General features: G+C 41.8%; 16 protein-coding genes, 1 tRNA gene, 1 other RNA gene and 1 other annotated feature. Of the genes, 13 read left to right on the top strand and 5 right to left on the bottom strand.

The window, feature by feature from the left end:
• Position 1 precedes the first annotated feature (1 nt).
• Positions 2–949 carry a YaaC family protein gene (locus BFW96_RS20745; protein WP_069840450.1) on the bottom strand — a complete coding sequence of 316 codons (948 nt, stop codon included), beginning with the start codon at positions 947–949 and terminating at the stop codon, positions 2–4.
• Between the two features lie 120 nt (positions 950–1,069).
• Here BFW96_RS20745 and guaB point away from each other — a divergent pair, with 120 nt between their 5' ends.
• The 6 genes from guaB to BFW96_RS20775 all read left to right on the top strand — a co-directional run bounded on the left by guaB (position 1,070) and on the right by BFW96_RS20775 (position 7,537).
• Complete coding sequence (guaB, locus tag BFW96_RS20750; protein ID WP_003226803.1) at positions 1,070–2,536, top strand: IMP dehydrogenase; 1,467 nt, start codon at positions 1,070–1,072, stop codon at positions 2,534–2,536.
• 152 nt (positions 2,537–2,688) lie between these two features.
• Positions 2,689–4,020, top strand: a complete 1,332-nt coding sequence (dacA, locus tag BFW96_RS20755) for a D-alanyl-D-alanine carboxypeptidase (RefSeq protein ID WP_069840451.1) — start codon at positions 2,689–2,691, stop codon at positions 4,018–4,020.
• A 196-nt stretch (positions 4,021–4,216) separates the two neighbouring features.
• Positions 4,217–5,101, top strand: coding sequence for a pyridoxal 5'-phosphate synthase lyase subunit PdxS (pdxS, locus tag BFW96_RS20760; protein ID WP_003247145.1), 885 nt, complete (start codon positions 4,217–4,219; stop codon positions 5,099–5,101).
• Between the two features lie 21 nt (positions 5,102–5,122).
• Entirely contained in the window at positions 5,123–5,713 is a 591-nt protein-coding gene (gene pdxT / locus BFW96_RS20765; RefSeq protein ID WP_069840452.1) for a pyridoxal 5'-phosphate synthase glutaminase subunit PdxT, read from the top strand.
• Between the two features lie 52 nt (positions 5,714–5,765).
• Positions 5,766–5,978, top strand: a binding site (T-box leader).
• A gap of 54 nt (positions 5,979–6,032) precedes the next feature.
• Positions 6,033–7,310 carry a serine--tRNA ligase gene (gene serS, locus BFW96_RS20770; protein WP_014662462.1) on the top strand — a complete coding sequence of 426 codons (1,278 nt, stop codon included), beginning with the start codon at positions 6,033–6,035 and terminating at the stop codon, positions 7,308–7,310.
• A 134-nt stretch (positions 7,311–7,444) separates the two neighbouring features.
• Positions 7,445–7,537 (top strand) — tRNA-Ser (locus BFW96_RS20775).
• A gap of 111 nt (positions 7,538–7,648) precedes the next feature.
• Here BFW96_RS20775 and dck read toward each other — a convergent pair.
• From dck to BFW96_RS20795, 4 genes are all read right to left on the bottom strand, one after another.
• A complete protein-coding gene (gene dck / locus BFW96_RS20780) occupies positions 7,649–8,302 on the bottom strand; it encodes a deoxyadenosine/deoxycytidine kinase (RefSeq protein ID WP_069840453.1) in 654 nt (217 codons plus the stop codon).
• A complete protein-coding gene (gene dgk, locus BFW96_RS20785) occupies positions 8,299–8,922 on the bottom strand; it encodes a deoxyguanosine kinase (RefSeq protein ID WP_040081101.1) in 624 nt (207 codons plus the stop codon). The genes dck and dgk overlap by 4 nt, the downstream gene beginning before the upstream one ends.
• A gap of 98 nt (positions 8,923–9,020) precedes the next feature.
• Positions 9,021–10,310, bottom strand: coding sequence for a glycoside hydrolase family 18 protein (locus BFW96_RS20790; protein WP_083252932.1), 1,290 nt, complete (start codon positions 10,308–10,310; stop codon positions 9,021–9,023).
• Between the two features lie 63 nt (positions 10,311–10,373).
• Positions 10,374–10,919 (bottom strand): cysteine hydrolase family protein, encoded by a 546-nt coding sequence (locus BFW96_RS20795; RefSeq protein ID WP_040081099.1) that lies wholly within the window; start codon positions 10,917–10,919, stop codon positions 10,374–10,376.
• 85 nt (positions 10,920–11,004) lie between these two features.
• On the opposite strand from BFW96_RS20795, the gene tadA reads away from it, so the two are divergent.
• The 7 genes from tadA to bofA all read left to right on the top strand — a co-directional run bounded on the left by tadA (position 11,005) and on the right by bofA (position 15,188).
• Positions 11,005–11,490 (top strand): tRNA adenosine(34) deaminase TadA, encoded by a 486-nt coding sequence (gene tadA / locus BFW96_RS20800; protein ID WP_014662466.1) that lies wholly within the window; start codon positions 11,005–11,007, stop codon positions 11,488–11,490.
• An 82-nt stretch (positions 11,491–11,572) separates the two neighbouring features.
• Positions 11,573–11,837, top strand: an RNA gene (gene ffs, locus BFW96_RS20805) — signal recognition particle sRNA large type.
• A 129-nt stretch (positions 11,838–11,966) separates the two neighbouring features.
• A complete protein-coding gene (dnaX, locus tag BFW96_RS20810; RefSeq protein WP_069150723.1) occupies positions 11,967–13,658 on the top strand; it encodes a DNA polymerase III subunit gamma/tau in 1,692 nt (563 codons plus the stop codon).
• A 23-nt stretch (positions 13,659–13,681) separates the two neighbouring features.
• Positions 13,682–14,005 (top strand): YbaB/EbfC family nucleoid-associated protein, encoded by a 324-nt coding sequence (locus tag BFW96_RS20815; protein WP_003225427.1) that lies wholly within the window; start codon positions 13,682–13,684, stop codon positions 14,003–14,005.
• A 14-nt stretch (positions 14,006–14,019) separates the two neighbouring features.
• Entirely contained in the window at positions 14,020–14,616 is a 597-nt protein-coding gene (recR, locus tag BFW96_RS20820; protein ID WP_003225425.1) for a recombination protein RecR, read from the top strand.
• A 17-nt stretch (positions 14,617–14,633) separates the two neighbouring features.
• Positions 14,634–14,858 (top strand): YaaL family protein, encoded by a 225-nt coding sequence (locus BFW96_RS20825; protein ID WP_014112283.1) that lies wholly within the window; start codon positions 14,634–14,636, stop codon positions 14,856–14,858.
• Between the two features lie 66 nt (positions 14,859–14,924).
• On the top strand, positions 14,925–15,188 hold the full coding sequence (bofA, locus tag BFW96_RS20830) for a sigma-K factor-processing regulator BofA (protein ID WP_040081093.1): 264 nt from the start codon (positions 14,925–14,927) through the stop codon (positions 15,186–15,188).
• The last annotated feature ends 159 nt before the right edge of the window (positions 15,189–15,347 follow it).

Raw genomic sequence — 15,347 nt, forward strand, 5'->3', positions numbered from 1 at the left:
GTTAAAAATGAAGAAGAAACTGTGAAGCGTATTTAGGGAATTTCTTTTCTGTTACTAATAAAAACTGCTGGATTAACACGTAGTCGTCACTTATATGCTGTGTCAATAACTCATACCACCATTCTGTTTCATACCTTGCAATCATCCCAACGTTGTACAAAATTAAATAATGAATTGTCATTTCGGGAAGTCTCAGAAATTGCTCCCTTTGAGAAGGGATATAATATTGGTTCTTTTCCATGTCAAACAATAAGCTGGTCGACATCCATGGCTCCTTGTCTTGCGGTGAAATTTCAAACAGCAGGCCGTGTTCATTTTTCTTTTCGAAAGACCATTGAAAATGATGGGACATATATTCAGCAAACCTTGAATCAGACATTTTATAATCGATGGCTACTTCCTCTGGTACAAAAATTTTGTTCTTATCCTTCTCAACTTTTGTCATAAAATGTTCTTTCTGCTGAAAGTAGAAAATATCACTTAGTTCTGGAATCCCCATTAACAATTTTTTCATGGTATACCGTTCATCTACTACATCTGATTGTCCGAATAAATGTTTCATAAAATGTACGCATAGCCCGTTCCGTTGTATTTTCACTTCATCGTCGCTAAAACAATAATTTTGTTTCTTTCGCTTTCTTGTTGTTACGCCATGTGCCAGTACTGATGTATGGCTTGGATAATGGGGATCACGTGTTATTAGACATGCTTTGATAAGTTGTGCCATTCCATAAAATAAAAGGATCGGTTTGATTTCTAATGGGGAATATGCGGCTTGTTTATAAAACGATTCGGCATGCTTCAAGAAATAAATAAACCGTTCACTGTTTTTAAAAGAGTTTTTTTTCGCATCATCAATACCGTTTGAGACATAAACCTTTTCTAGAAATTTCTGGGTTGATTCAACGGAGTAAAATAGCGCTAAGTCTTTCCACTCATGATATGTCATGTGTATTTCTTAATCCTTTCCGTTATCTAAATATTTCAACTCTTTCTCGCTTCCTTGACATGCTCTTGGCTAGTTGATAATCTACATATAATATTTTGCCGAAAAGAGGGGGATTTACTAATGTGGGAAAGTAAATTTTCAAAAGAAGGCTTAACGTTCGACGATGTGCTGCTTGTGCCAGCAAAATCTGAGGTACTTCCGCGTGATGTGGATTTATCTGTAGAACTTACAAAAACGTTAAAGCTAAATATTCCTGTCATCAGCGCAGGTATGGACACTGTAACAGAATCAGCAATGGCAATTGCAATGGCAAGACAGGGCGGCTTGGGCATCATTCACAAAAATATGTCCATTGAACAGCAGGCTGAACAAGTTGATAAAGTAAAGCGTTCTGAGCGCGGCGTTATCACAAATCCCTTCTTTTTAACTCCTGATCACCAAGTATTTGATGCGGAGCATTTGATGGGGAAATACAGAATTTCCGGTGTTCCGATTGTAAATAACGAAGAAGACCAGAAGCTTGTTGGAATTATTACAAACCGTGACCTTCGCTTTATTTCTGACTACTCAATGAAAATCAGTGATGTCATGACAAAAGAAGAGCTTGTTACTGCATCTGTAGGAACTACTCTGGATGAAGCTGAAAAGATTTTGCAGAAACATAAAATTGAAAAGCTTCCTCTCGTAGATGACCAGAACAAATTAAAAGGTCTTATCACCATTAAAGATATTGAAAAAGTCATTGAGTTCCCGAACTCATCTAAAGACATTCACGGCCGTCTGATCGTTGGTGCGGCAGTTGGCGTAACTGGTGATACAATGACTCGCGTCAAAAAGCTTGTTGAAGCCAATGTGGATGTGATTGTTATCGATACAGCTCACGGACATTCTCAAGGCGTTTTAAACACAGTCACAAAAATCCGTGAAACGTATCCTGAATTAAATATTATCGCTGGTAACGTGGCAACTGCTGAAGCAACAAGAGCGCTTATCGAGGCTGGAGCAGACGTTGTCAAAGTTGGAATCGGACCCGGTTCAATTTGCACTACACGTGTTGTAGCTGGTGTCGGTGTTCCGCAAATTACAGCAATTTATGATTGTGCGACTGAAGCAAGAAAACACGGCAAAACAATCATCGCTGACGGCGGAATTAAATTCTCTGGCGATATCACTAAAGCGTTGGCAGCCGGCGGACATGCCGTTATGCTTGGAAGCTTGCTTGCAGGCACATCGGAAAGCCCTGGTGAAACTGAAATCTACCAAGGCAGAAGATTTAAGGTATACCGCGGCATGGGATCAGTTGCTGCAATGGAAAAAGGAAGTAAAGATCGTTACTTCCAAGAAGAAAACAAAAAATTTGTGCCTGAAGGAATTGAAGGACGCACACCTTACAAAGGACCAGTTGAAGAAACTGTTTATCAGCTAGTTGGAGGCCTTCGTTCCGGTATGGGATATTGTGGATCTAAAGATCTTCGTGCGCTAAGAGAAGAAGCTCAGTTCATTCGCATGACTGGAGCAGGACTTCGCGAAAGCCATCCGCATGACGTACAGATTACAAAAGAATCACCTAACTATACAATTTCATAATAAATTGTTACAAATTAAAAACATTTGACAGGGTCTCTGACTCTGTCTATTTTTTTTATACTGATTATGATAAAATTTATACTGTTGTGCATTGAAAATGTCCTTAACGGCTTAATTATAGATGAAGAAAATGAAATACGGAGGTCGTACGATTGAACATCAAGAAATGTAAACAGCTACTGATGTCATTGGTTGTGTTAACCCTAGCTGTCACGTGTCTGGCTCCAATGTCAAAAGCAAAAGCAGTCAGCGATCCAATTGATATCAATGCATCTGCTGCTATTATGATCGAAGCTTCTTCAGGTAAAATTCTGTACAGTAAAAATGCAGATAAGAGACTGCCAATTGCGAGTATGACAAAAATGATGACAGAATATCTGTTATTAGAAGCAATTGATCAAGGTAAAGTGAAATGGGACCAAACCTATACGCCTGATGACTATGTGTATGAAATTTCCCAAGATAACAGCTTATCAAACGTTCCTCTTCGGAAAGACGGGAAATACACAGTAAAAGAATTATATCAAGCTACAGCAATTTATTCTGCAAATGCTGCTGCTATTGCGATTGCAGAAATCGTTGCCGGTTCTGAAACTAAGTTTGTTGAAAAAATGAATGCAAAAGCAAAACAACTAGGCTTAACAGATTACAAATTTGTTAATGCAACAGGCCTTGAGAATAAAGACCTTCACGGGCATCAGCCTGAGGGGACAAGCGTAAATGAAGAGAGTGAAGTTTCTGCAAAGGATATGGCGATTCTTGCGGATCACTTAATTACTGACTACCCTGAGATTCTGGAGACTTCCAGTATCGCCAAAACGAAATTCAGAGAAGGCACCGATGATGAAATGGACATGCCGAACTGGAACTTTATGCTGAAGGGGCTTGTCAGCGAGTATAAAAAAGCGACTGTAGACGGACTGAAAACAGGTTCTACTGACTCTGCGGGTTCATGCTTTACAGGAACAGCTGAACGCAACGGTATGCGTGTCATCACTGTTGTATTAAACGCAAAGGGCAACCTTCATACAGGTCGTTTCGATGAAACGAAAAAAATGTTTGATTATGCTTTCGACAATTTCTCCATGAAAGAAATTTATGCTAAAGGCGATCAAGTAAAAGGCCATAAAACAATTTCAGTTGATAAGGGTAAAGAGAAAGAAGTAGGCATTGTGACAAACAAGGCGTTCTCTCTTCCTGTCAAAAATGGTGAAGAAAAGAATTACAAAGCGAAGGTCACATTGAATAAAGACAACTTAACTGCTCCTGTGAAAAAAGGAACCAAGGTTGGGAAGCTGACTGCGGAATACACAGGTGATGAAAAGGATTACGGATTCCTTAACAGCGATCTGGCTGGCGTAGACCTTGTGACAAAAGAAAATGTAGAAAAAGCAAACTGGTTTGTTCTGACAATGCGCAGTATCGGCGGATTTTTCGCTGGTATTTGGGGAAGTATTGTTGATACGGTAACCGGCTGGTTTTAGTCAATTGAAAGAGCTCTGATGGATGTTAGGGCTCTTTCGCTTAATATACTGAAAAAACCCAATTTTTAATAAAAAATGATTTTCAAAGTGCCAAAAACCGAATAAAATAATATATATCCATATGAAATATTGGATTTCTAGGATACAATAAGGATTAGAAATCATATAACTATACCTTGATTAGGGGGACCAAGAAATGGCTCAAACAGGTACTGAACGTGTAAAACGCGGAATGGCAGAAATGCAAAAAGGCGGCGTCATCATGGACGTCATCAATGCGGAACAAGCGAAAATTGCTGAAGAGGCTGGAGCTGTCGCTGTAATGGCGCTAGAACGTGTGCCGGCTGATATTCGTGCGGCTGGAGGAGTTGCCCGTATGGCTGACCCTACAATCGTGGAAGAAGTAATGAATGCAGTATCTATCCCGGTAATGGCAAAAGCGCGTATCGGACATATTGTTGAAGCGCGTGTGCTTGAAGCTATGGGTGTTGACTATATTGATGAAAGTGAAGTTCTGACTCCGGCTGACGAAGAATTTCATTTAAATAAAAATGAATACACAGTTCCTTTTGTTTGTGGCTGCCGTGATCTTGGTGAAGCAACACGCCGTATTGCGGAAGGCGCTTCTATGCTTCGTACTAAAGGTGAGCCTGGAACGGGTAATATTGTTGAGGCTGTTCGCCATATGCGCAAAGTTAACGCTCAAGTACGCAAAGTAGTTGCGATGAGTGAGGATGAACTCATGACAGAAGCGAAAAACTTAGGTGCTCCTTACGAGCTTCTTCTTCAAATTAAAAAAGACGGCAAACTTCCTGTCGTTAACTTTGCCGCTGGCGGTGTTGCAACTCCAGCTGATGCTGCTCTCATGATGCAGCTTGGTGCTGATGGAGTATTTGTTGGTTCTGGTATTTTCAAATCAGATAACCCTGCTAAATTTGCGAAAGCAATTGTGGAAGCAACAACTCACTTCACTGATTACAAATTGATCGCTGAGCTGTCAAAAGAGCTTGGTACTGCAATGAAAGGGATTGAAATCTCAAACTTACTTCCAGAACAGCGTATGCAAGAACGCGGCTGGTAAGAATATAGGAGTGCTGCTGACATGTTAACAATAGGTGTACTAGGACTTCAAGGAGCAGTTAGAGAGCACATCCATGCGATTGAAGCATGCGGAGCCGCTGGTCTTGTCGTAAAACGTCCGGAGCAGCTGAACGAAATTGACGGGTTGATTTTGCCGGGCGGTGAGAGCACGACGATGCGCCGTTTGATCGATACGTATCAATTCATGGACCCGCTTCGTGAATTCGCTGCTCAGGGTAAGCCGATGTTTGGAACATGTGCCGGATTAATTATATTAGCAAAAGAAATTGCTGGTTCAGATAATCCTCATTTAGGGCTTTTGAATGTGGTTGTAGAACGCAATTCATTTGGCCGGCAGGTTGACAGCTTTGAAGCGGATTTAACAATTAAAGGCTTGGATGAGCCTTTTACTGGGGTATTCATCCGTGCGCCGCATATTTTAGAAGCTGGTGAAAATGTTGAAGTTCTATCGGAGCATAATGGTCGTATTGTAGCCGCGAAACAGGGGCAATTCCTTGGCTGCTCATTCCATCCGGAACTGACGGAAGATCACCGAGTGACACAACTGTTTGTTCAAATGGTTGAGGAATACAAACAGAAGGCACTTGTATAAAACAGTTGAAAGCTGTGGAAACTTATAGTACATTATAAGCACAAATAAAGATCGAAAAGCGTTGATAGGAACTAGTAGGGAGCCTCTCTTTCTAAGAGAGCCGATGGTTGGTGCGAATCGGTGAAAGATGCTGTCTGAATCCATCCTTGAGCGAAATGCTGAAACAAGTAGGCATTTACGGGATAACCGTTATGTGTGAAAGTGGAAAACGAGTCATTGATTTGTTTTCAATCAGGGTGGCAACGCGAGAGCTCTCGTCCCTTTATGGGGATGAGGGCTCTTTTTATTTTCGACAAATCAATAAAAAGGAGTGTTTCGCATGCTTGATACGAAAATGCTGAGAGCAAATTTTCAAGAGATTAAAGCGAAGCTTGTTCACAAAGGCGAAGACTTAACTGATTTTGATAAGTTTGAGGCGTTAGATGACAGACGAAGAGAGCTTATCGGCAAGGTTGAAGAGTTAAAAGGAAAACGGAATGAAGTGTCTCAGCAGGTTGCTGTGCTGAAACGTGAGAAAAAAGACGCGGACCACATTATTAAAGAAATGCGTGAAGTCGGCGAAGAAATTAAAAAACTTGATGAAGAATTAAGAACAGTGGAAGCTGAGCTTGATACAATTCTTCTTTCCATCCCGAATATTCCACATGAGTCTGTACCTGTTGGTGAAACAGAAGACGACAACATAGAAGTGCGTAAATGGGGTGAAAAACCTTCATTTGCTTACGAACCAAAGCCGCACTGGGATATTGCGGATGAGCTGGGTATTCTGGATTTCGAACGTGCTGCCAAAGTAACAGGAAGCCGTTTCGTGTTCTATAAGGGATTAGGTGCTCGTTTGGAGCGCGCGCTTTATAACTTTATGCTTGATCTGCATGTGGATGAGTATAACTATACTGAAGTGATCCCGCCATATATGGTAAACCGTGCGAGCATGACGGGAACGGGGCAGCTTCCTAAATTTGAAGAGGATGCATTTAAAATCAGGGAGGAAGATTACTTCTTAATTCCGACTGCAGAAGTACCGATTACAAACATGCATCGTGATGAAATCCTTTCAGGTGACAGCCTGCCGATCAATTACGCGGCATTCAGTGCTTGCTTCCGTTCTGAAGCAGGTTCAGCAGGACGTGACACACGCGGATTAATTCGTCAGCACCAATTTAATAAAGTTGAGCTTGTGAAGTTTGTGAAGCCTGAGGATTCCTATGAGGAATTAGAGAAGCTTACAAACCAAGCAGAACGGGTTCTTCAGCTGCTTGAGCTTCCATACCGCGTCATGAGCATGTGTACGGGTGACTTGGGCTTTACGGCTGCGAAAAAATACGATATCGAAGTTTGGATTCCGAGCCAAGACACATACCGAGAAATCTCTTCTTGCAGTAACTTCGAAGCGTTCCAGGCAAGACGTGCGAACATTCGTTTTAGACGTGAAGCGAAAGGCAAGCCTGAGCATGTACACACACTGAACGGTTCAGGACTGGCGGTTGGAAGAACAGTTGCCGCTATCTTAGAAAATTATCAGCAGGAAGACGGAAGCGTTGTGATTCCGAAGGTGCTTCGTCCTTATATGGGGAATAGAGAAGTAATGAAACCATAAATGAATTAAAGGCGTGCCTAACAAGGTGCGCCTTTTTGCTTATAAAAACACGACATTTTCATAAAAACGAAAAAAGTTTTTAAAAATGCTTGACCACATGAGAACATACATGATATAGTAAGTCTTGTCGATACGGAGGAATACCCAAGTCCGGCTGAAGGGATCGGTCTTGAAAACCGACAGGGGTGTCAAAGCCCGCGGGGGTTCGAATCCCTCTTCCTCCGCCATATTGATTTTAATTCTAATGAAACACAAGCATATATTGGAGATTGTTTTGTCCGTTGCATTCGGTGCGACGGATTTTTTATTATAATGAAAAAGTGAATCTCGACTGAGATTCACTTTTTTTGATTATCATGAATAACTGAAGCAATTTGATCTACAATATTTTCAATCGAGTTTTCGTCGTTCAGAAGATCATAATCTTCAATGCGAAGTTTTAAAACAGGACAGGCATTAAAACCGCTTATCCAGTTCTCGTAGCGTGTATGCATTTCTTCCCAATAAGATCGGCTAGTCTGAAGCTCCATCTCACGGCCGCGTTGTTCAATCCGGTTTAAAATATTCTCCAGATCTCCTTCTAAATAGATCAACACATCCGGGTGCGGGAAATACGGTGTCATTACCATTGCTTCGAAAAGGCTTGTGTAAGTCTTATAATCAACCTTTGACATTGTCCCTTTATCTGCATGCATTTTTGCGAAAATTCCTGTGTCTTCATAAATCGAACGATCCTGTACAAATCCTCCGCCTGCTTCAAAAATCGTTTTCTGTTCTTTGAAGCGTTCAGCTAAGAAATAAATTTGAAGGTGAAAGCTCCAACGTTCAAAATCATGATAGAACTTTTCCAAGTATGGATTATGATCAACTTCCTCCAAAGATGTTTTAAATCCAAGCCGTTTAGCTAAAGTTTTGGTTAAAGTCGATTTTCCGACACCTACTGTTCCTGCTACTGTAACAATTGAATTCTTAGGAATATGATGTTCCTTCATACGATAAGCTCCTTTACATGGGCGGCAATGCGTTCAAAGTCGCTCTTATTTAAAACGAAATCCTTTGAATCGCCATCTACGGTTAACACTGTAAGGTCAGGATCTGCTTCCTGCAGCTGCTTGATGGCGACTTCATAATCTGAAATCAACTGCTCCAAATAGCTTGTTTCAATTTTTTTCTCAAAGGGACGCCCGCGTTTTTCAATGCGGTGTAGCAATGTAGGCAGACTGGCCTTTATGTAAATGATGAAATTCGGCTTTGGCAGATCATCCGTTAGCAGGTGATAGATCTTTTTGTACTTTTCCAGCTGATGTTGAGACAGGGTGCGTTCCGCAAAAATCACATTTTTATAAATATGATAATCAGCTATCACAGGCTGTCCCTTTTTTAAAAAGTGATCACTGGTGTCTTCAAGCTGTTTGTATCTGTGACAAAGAAAAAACATCTCGAGCTGGAAGCTCCATTCCTCTATATTGTCATAAAACTTATCAAGGTACGGGTTATCCTCTACAATCTCATTGATCATAGGGAATCCGAACTCTTGTGAGAGCATCGTTGCGAGGGTTGTTTTTCCTGCCCCGATAGGACCTTCTATTGCAATAAAAGGGGCTGTATTCATCGGAATCCTCCTTATATCTGAAAAACGTGCGTCAGTTACCGACCTTCATATTGTATCACAACCCTTGGGTGCCCCCATGAAAAAAAGACGTTTCCAATTTATCGAAACGTCAATTTGACAACATTAAATTGATCAGACAGCAGCAGCCAGTTTTGTGGGAAGGAAAGACCCAGCTTCCAATAGCTGATGCCTCTTAAATTCAGTTCTTTAATCAGATTGAATTTTGCTTGGATTGAGCGGGCATCCTCGAACCATACCTCGTGCCTTCTGTTTTGTGCATCAGTATAGCGGAAGAAAGGAGCTTGAGCGGTTTCGTCATACTGAATGGAAGCATTGTTCTGATCAGCTATGACAATGGCTTGCTGAGGGCTTACTGCTCTTGCCGGAGTTCCCCCTGCTTTATATGGCAGCGTCCAGTCATATCCATATAAATTCTGGCCCATGACGATTTTGTTCGCTGGCATTTCAGTCAAAGCATATTCTATGACATCCCGGACAGGGCCAATTGGAGAAACTGCTTGAGCCGGCCCGCCGCTATAGCCCCATTCATATGTCATGAGAACAACAAAGTCGACAATTTGGCCATGTGCCCTGTAATCATGAGCTTCATACCATCTGCCCTGCTGTGTTGCACTTGTTTTAGGAGCTAGAGCCGTGGAAATTCCTAAGCCTTCTCGATGGAAAAGATCCCTCGCTTCGCGCAGAAATTGATTATAGGCTTCTCTATCCTCGGGCCGCAAATATTCAAAGTCGAAATGAATGTCACGGAAGCCATATCTTCTGGCGTTCTCGACTATTTCATTTAGAAGCCTTCTTTTTACAGTTTCGTCGTTCAAAAGGATCCGTCCGAGCTCATCGCTAAATGCTTGGTTTTCTAAGTTCGTTATAATCATCATCAATGTTGTATTTTGACTTTCTGTAATGCTCCTTAAATTCGTTAAAGGCGGTGCGACTAATGTTCCGTTACGCTGTGCCTGGAAACTGAATGCGCCCAAGTACGTTAAGTAGGGCGACGCTTCTCTGGCCGCCTGCTGGAGATTTTCGCTGACTTGATTTCCGCGTGGCTCCAAATAAGCATTTGATTCGATATCCCGTTTAGGAGCTGGAGGGATGTATAAACGGAAACCAATCTGAAGCACGGTATTTAATTGGATGCGGTTAACCCTGGCGAGCTCGGCTGCTGTTGTATTGAACTGCCGGGCGATGGATGTCAGGGTATCACCTCGCTTCACATCATAGAACTGGCCGGCAATTGGAATGACGATGGTTTGTCCGACAACAAGGCTGTCGGGATTCGGTATTTCATTCGTTTCTGCGATCTCACTTACGGTTGTTCTGTGTTGTGAAGCGATAGCAGAAAGAGTGTCGCCTTGTTTTACTACATAAATTTGAATGAAAAACGCCTCCTTTCATATCGCTATCAATGTATGAAAGAAAAGCGCTGATCATGTTTATTTTTCTGTAATTTGTTTTTCCGTCGTAATTTCTGCGAAAAGAACATTCTCCATCATAGTTAAGGCGAATTCATTATCCTCGTCACTGTTTGAGGCGATGCAGTCCTTAGGAATTGTGATGCTGTATTCCCTCATGTAAGCGTCATTAGCGGTAAACAGCACACATATATTGCCGGCTATACCTGTTATGATGATTTGTCTCACCTGCAATTCAGTCAGAAGAGTATGAAGTGCAGTTTCGTAAAAAGCGGAATGTTTAGGTTTGATTAAAAAATAATCAGCATCTTCCGGAGCTATCTTTGTGATGATATCCTTGCTTTTTTCATTTGTACATTCTTGCTGAATATTTTTAATATCAGCTTGCCATAGTCCATAATGATCGTTGATGTAAATAATCGGCCAGTCATTTTGTCTCGCGTGCTCCTTTAATGATAAAATATGAGGAACGATTTTTTCTGTTTTTTTAGCGAGGGTTTCTCCCATATCGAATTCAAAATTATTGATCATGTCTACAATGAGAAGGGCTGTGTCTGCTTTGGACAATCGACAGTCTCCTTTCCGTTTCAGTTATAGTTAATATGTAGCCTTTTTAGGCAATGAAAAAACTTTGAAAAGAGAGCTTATTCTTATGACACAAGATGAACTTTATATGAAAGAAGCAATTAAAGAAGCGAAAAAGGCTGGAGAGAAAGGTGAAGTGCCAATAGGCGCGGTGCTTGTTGTTAATGATGAAATTATAGCGCGTGCACATAATTTAAGAGAGACGGAGCAGCGATCGATCGCTCATGCAGAAATGCTCGTGATTGATGAAGCGTGTAAGGCATTGGGAACATGGCGGCTGGAAGGGGCGACTCTTTATGTGACGCTCGAGCCTTGTCCGATGTGTGCTGGTGCCGTTGTGCTTTCACGAGTGGAAAAAGTGGTATTTGGCGCATTCGATCCGAAAGGAGGTTGTTCAGGTACGTTAATGAATCTTCTTCAGGAAGAACGCTTTAATCATCAGGCTGAAGTGGTGAGCGGTGTGCTTGAGGAAGAATGCGGCGGAATGCTCAGTGCGTTTTTCAGAGAACTAAGAAAAAAGAAGAAAGCTGCCAGGAAAAACTTGTCTGAATAGTACGGTTGCAATTTTTAGGGGAAACAGATATACTTAAGTGTGCATCGTAATAGATGCAACATAAAATTTGATATTTATTTTGCCGTGCTAAGCGGGGAGGTAGCGGTGCCCTGTACCTGCAATCCGCTCTAGCAGGGCCGAATCCCTTCTCGAGGTTCGTTTACTTTAAGGCCTGCCTTAAGTAAGTGGTGTTGACGCTTGGGTCCTGCGCAATGGGAATTCATGAACCATGTCAGGTCCGGAAGGAAGCAGCATTAAGTGAAACCTCTCATGTGCCGCAGGGTTGCCTGGGCCGAGCTAACTGCTTAAGTAACGCTTAGGGTAGCGAATCGACAGAAGGTGCACGGTAAATCAATCATCAAATTTTCAGACTCACCTAAGATTAGGTGAGTCTTTTGTTATGTAAAAAGAGCTTTTGGAATCGAAACAAGGTTCATGTATAATGGGAATGATGAATAACGGAGGAGGGCAAACCCGTGAGTTACCAAGCTTTATATCGAGTATTCAGGCCTCAGCGCTTTGAAGATGTGGTCGGACAAGAACACATTACAAAAACGCTGCAAAATGCCCTTTTGCAAAAAAAGTTTTCTCACGCCTATCTGTTTTCCGGGCCTAGAGGAACCGGAAAAACCAGTGCAGCCAAAATATTTGCCAAGGCTGTTAACTGTGAACATGCTCCTGTTGATGAGCCATGCAACGAATGTGCGGCCTGTAAAGGGATAACAAACGGGTCGATATCCGATGTCATAGAAATTGATGCCGCTTCTAATAACGGTGTTGATGAGATTCGTGATATTCGCGATAAAGTGAAGTTTGCCCCATCGGCTGTCACGTATAAGGTATATATCATAGATGAGGTGCATATGCTTTCTATCGGCGCCTTTAATGCATTACTAAAAACATTAGAAGAGCCGCCGGAACATTGTATTTTCATTCTAGCAACAACTGAACCGCACAAAATTCCTTTAACCATTATCTCCAGATGTCAGCGTTTTGACTTTAAACGAATTACCTCCCAAGCGATTGTAGGGCGCATGAATAAAATTGTTGATGCCGAACAGCTGCAAGTGGAGGAAGGATCGCTGGATATTATTGCGAGTGCTGCGGACGGAGGGATGAGGGATGCCCTGAGCCTTCTTGATCAGGCCGTATCATTCAGCGGTGATGTCCTGAAAGTCGAGGATGCGCTTTTGATTACGGGTGCTGTTTCTCAATTGTATATCGGGAAGCTTGCGCAATCCTTGCATGATAAAAATGTTTCTGACGCACTGGAAACATTAAATGAATTGCTGCAGCAAGGGAAAGATCCAGCTAAGCTGATAGAAGATATGATTTTCTATTTCAGGGATATGCTGCTGTATAAAACAGCTCCTGGCTTAGAGGGAGTGCTTGAAAAAGTAAAAGTCGATGAAACGTTCCGGGGACTAAGTGAACAAATTCCGGCTCAGGCCATATATGAAATGATTGATATTCTGAACAAGAGCCATCAGGAAATGAAATGGACAAATCATCCGCGTATCTTTTTCGAAGTGGCCGTGGTGAAGATTTGCCAAACCTCACATCAATCTGCTGCTGACCTCCCGGAAGTGGACATGCTGATGAAAAAAATTCAGCAACTTGAACAGGAAGTAGAGCGGCTTAAAACAACGGGCATAAAAGCGGCTGCGGAAAGCCCCAAAAAAGAAACGCCGCGTGTGCCAAAGGGCGGGAAATCCAATTACAAAGCGCCAGTAGGCAGAATCCATGAAATTTTGAAAGAAGCCACAAGACCTGATCTTGATCTGCTTAGAAACAGCTGGGGCAAGCTTCTTGCACATCTCAAACAGCAAAACAAAGTATCACATGCCGCTTTGCTGAATGACAGTGAACCTGTGGCTGCCGCCTCCGCGGCATTTGTCCTGAAATTCAAATATGAAATTCATTGTAAAATGGTCGCTGAGGATAACAACGGAGTCCGAACTAATCTTGAGCAGATTTTAGAATCGATGCTCGGAAAAAGAATGGATTTGATTGGCGTTCCAGAAGCACAATGGGGTAAAATAAGAGAAGAATTTTTAGAAGATCATCAGCAGGAAAATGAAGGATCAAATGAACCGGCTGAAGAAGACCCGCTTATTGCCGAAGCGAAAAAGCTTGTCGGAGCGGATTTAATTGAAATAAAAGACTAACAAAATGAAAGAGAGTGAATGCTATGCGTGGCGGAATGGGTAATATGCAAAAAATGATGAAACAAATGCAAAAAATGCAAAAGGACATGGCGAAGGCTCAAGAAGAGCTTGCAGAAAAGGTTGTTGAAGGAACTGCAGGCGGCGGTATGGTAACAGTAAAAGCAAACGGCCAAAAAGAAATCCTGGATGTTATCATCAAAGAAGAAGTCGTTGATCCGGAAGATATTGATATGCTTCAAGATTTAGTGCTTGCTGCAACGAATGAAGCTTTGAAAAAAGTTGACGAAATCACAAACGAAACAATGGGTCAATTTACAAAAGGAATGAACATGCCAGGTTTATTCTAGGGGGATAAAAGAACATGCAATATCCTGAACCAATATCAAAGCTGATAGACAGCTTTATGAAATTGCCAGGGATCGGACCGAAAACAGCGGTTCGTCTGGCTTTTTTTGTTCTAGGTATGAAAGAAGATGTGGTATTAGATTTTGCGAAAGCATTAGTAAATGCGAAACGCAATCTGACATATTGTTCAGTTTGCGGGCATATTACAGATCAGGACCCTTGCTATATATGTGAAGATACGCGCAGGGATAAATCTGTTATCTGTGTTGTGCAAGACCCTAAGGATGTTATCGCTATGGAGAAAATGAAGGAATACAATGGACAGTATCACGTTCTTCACGGCGCTATTTCTCCAATGGACGGCATCGGACCGGAGGATATTAAAATACCAGAATTGTTAAAACGATTACAGGATGATCAAGTGACAGAAGTGATTCTCGCGACAAACCCTAATATAGAAGGGGAAGCAACGGCGATGTATATATCAAGGCTCCTCAAGCCGTCTGGTATTAAGCTCTCCCGTATTGCCCACGGACTGCCCGTCGGCGGTGATTTGGAATATGCTGATGAGGTCACTCTTTCTAAAGCACTTGAAGGAAGACGTGAATTGTAAGGAGGAAAAAGCGATCCATGGGTTTTCTTCGCAAGAAAACATTGAGAAGAGAGTTTGATGAAAAACTAATCGAGCAGCTTTTTAAGCAAAAGGAAGAGTGGAACAGGCAGAAGAAGCTGGTCGAAAAAAGCTTAGAACCGTCTGCTGAAGTGTTATACGAACTGAAAGTAGCTGAAGCGAAGTATTTTTTTTACTTAAGGGAAGCGAAGCAGCGAAATTTAAAAATCAGCCGGTGGAAGTAAGTGGTCTAAACTCCTGGATCTTCTCATAAGCTTGTACTAGAACAAGCGAAGGAGATGAGAAGATTCATGGAGCCTATTTTTATTGTTGGAGTTATTTTGGGACTGGTTATTCTTCTTTTTTTATCAGGTTCAGCTGCAAAGCCTTTAAAGTGGATTGGCATCACAGCTGTTAAATTTGTAGCGGGTGCTTTGCTGCTGGTTTGTGTAAATATGTTTGGCGGCAGTCTTGGCATTCATGTGCCGATTAATCTAGCCACAACAGCTATCAGCGGGATTTTAGGAATACCGGGAATAGCTGCGTTAGTCGTCATTAAGCAATTTATTATTTAATTGATATTATGTATTGACTTCGATAAATGAAGGTGTTATTCTAGTATACGTCGCTGATGACGAACGGCTTTTTTGAAAAGGAAATAATAAAAAGTTGTTGACAGTAGTGACGATAAATGTTATGATAATAAAGTCGCTTAAAGAGCGGTGGATAAAGTT

Source organism: Bacillus sp. F56 (assembly GCF_001748205.1).
GTDB lineage: Bacteria > Bacillota > Bacilli > Bacillales > Bacillaceae > Bacillus > Bacillus stercoris.

Coding starts and splice junctions, on each gene's coding strand:
- tadA (WP_014662466.1), top strand. CDS start 11,005: ATGACACAAGATGAACTTTATATGAAAGAAGCAATTAAAGAAGCGAAA.
- BFW96_RS20825 (WP_014112283.1), top strand. CDS start 14,634: ATGGGTTTTCTTCGCAAGAAAACATTGAGAAGAGAGTTTGATGAAAAA.
- bofA (WP_040081093.1), top strand. CDS start 14,925: ATGGAGCCTATTTTTATTGTTGGAGTTATTTTGGGACTGGTTATTCTT.
- pdxS (WP_003247145.1), top strand. CDS start 4,217: ATGGCTCAAACAGGTACTGAACGTGTAAAACGCGGAATGGCAGAAATG.
- BFW96_RS20745 (WP_069840450.1), bottom strand. CDS start 949: ATGACATATCATGAGTGGAAAGACTTAGCGCTATTTTACTCCGTTGAA.
- dck (WP_069840453.1), bottom strand. CDS start 8,302: ATGAAGGAACATCATATTCCTAAGAATTCAATTGTTACAGTAGCAGGA.
- recR (WP_003225425.1), top strand. CDS start 14,020: ATGCAATATCCTGAACCAATATCAAAGCTGATAGACAGCTTTATGAAA.
- pdxT (WP_069840452.1), top strand. CDS start 5,123: ATGTTAACAATAGGTGTACTAGGACTTCAAGGAGCAGTTAGAGAGCAC.
- guaB (WP_003226803.1), top strand. CDS start 1,070: ATGTGGGAAAGTAAATTTTCAAAAGAAGGCTTAACGTTCGACGATGTG.
- serS (WP_014662462.1), top strand. CDS start 6,033: ATGCTTGATACGAAAATGCTGAGAGCAAATTTTCAAGAGATTAAAGCG.
- dgk (WP_040081101.1), bottom strand. CDS start 8,922: ATGAATACAGCCCCTTTTATTGCAATAGAAGGTCCTATCGGGGCAGGA.
- BFW96_RS20815 (WP_003225427.1), top strand. CDS start 13,682: ATGCGTGGCGGAATGGGTAATATGCAAAAAATGATGAAACAAATGCAA.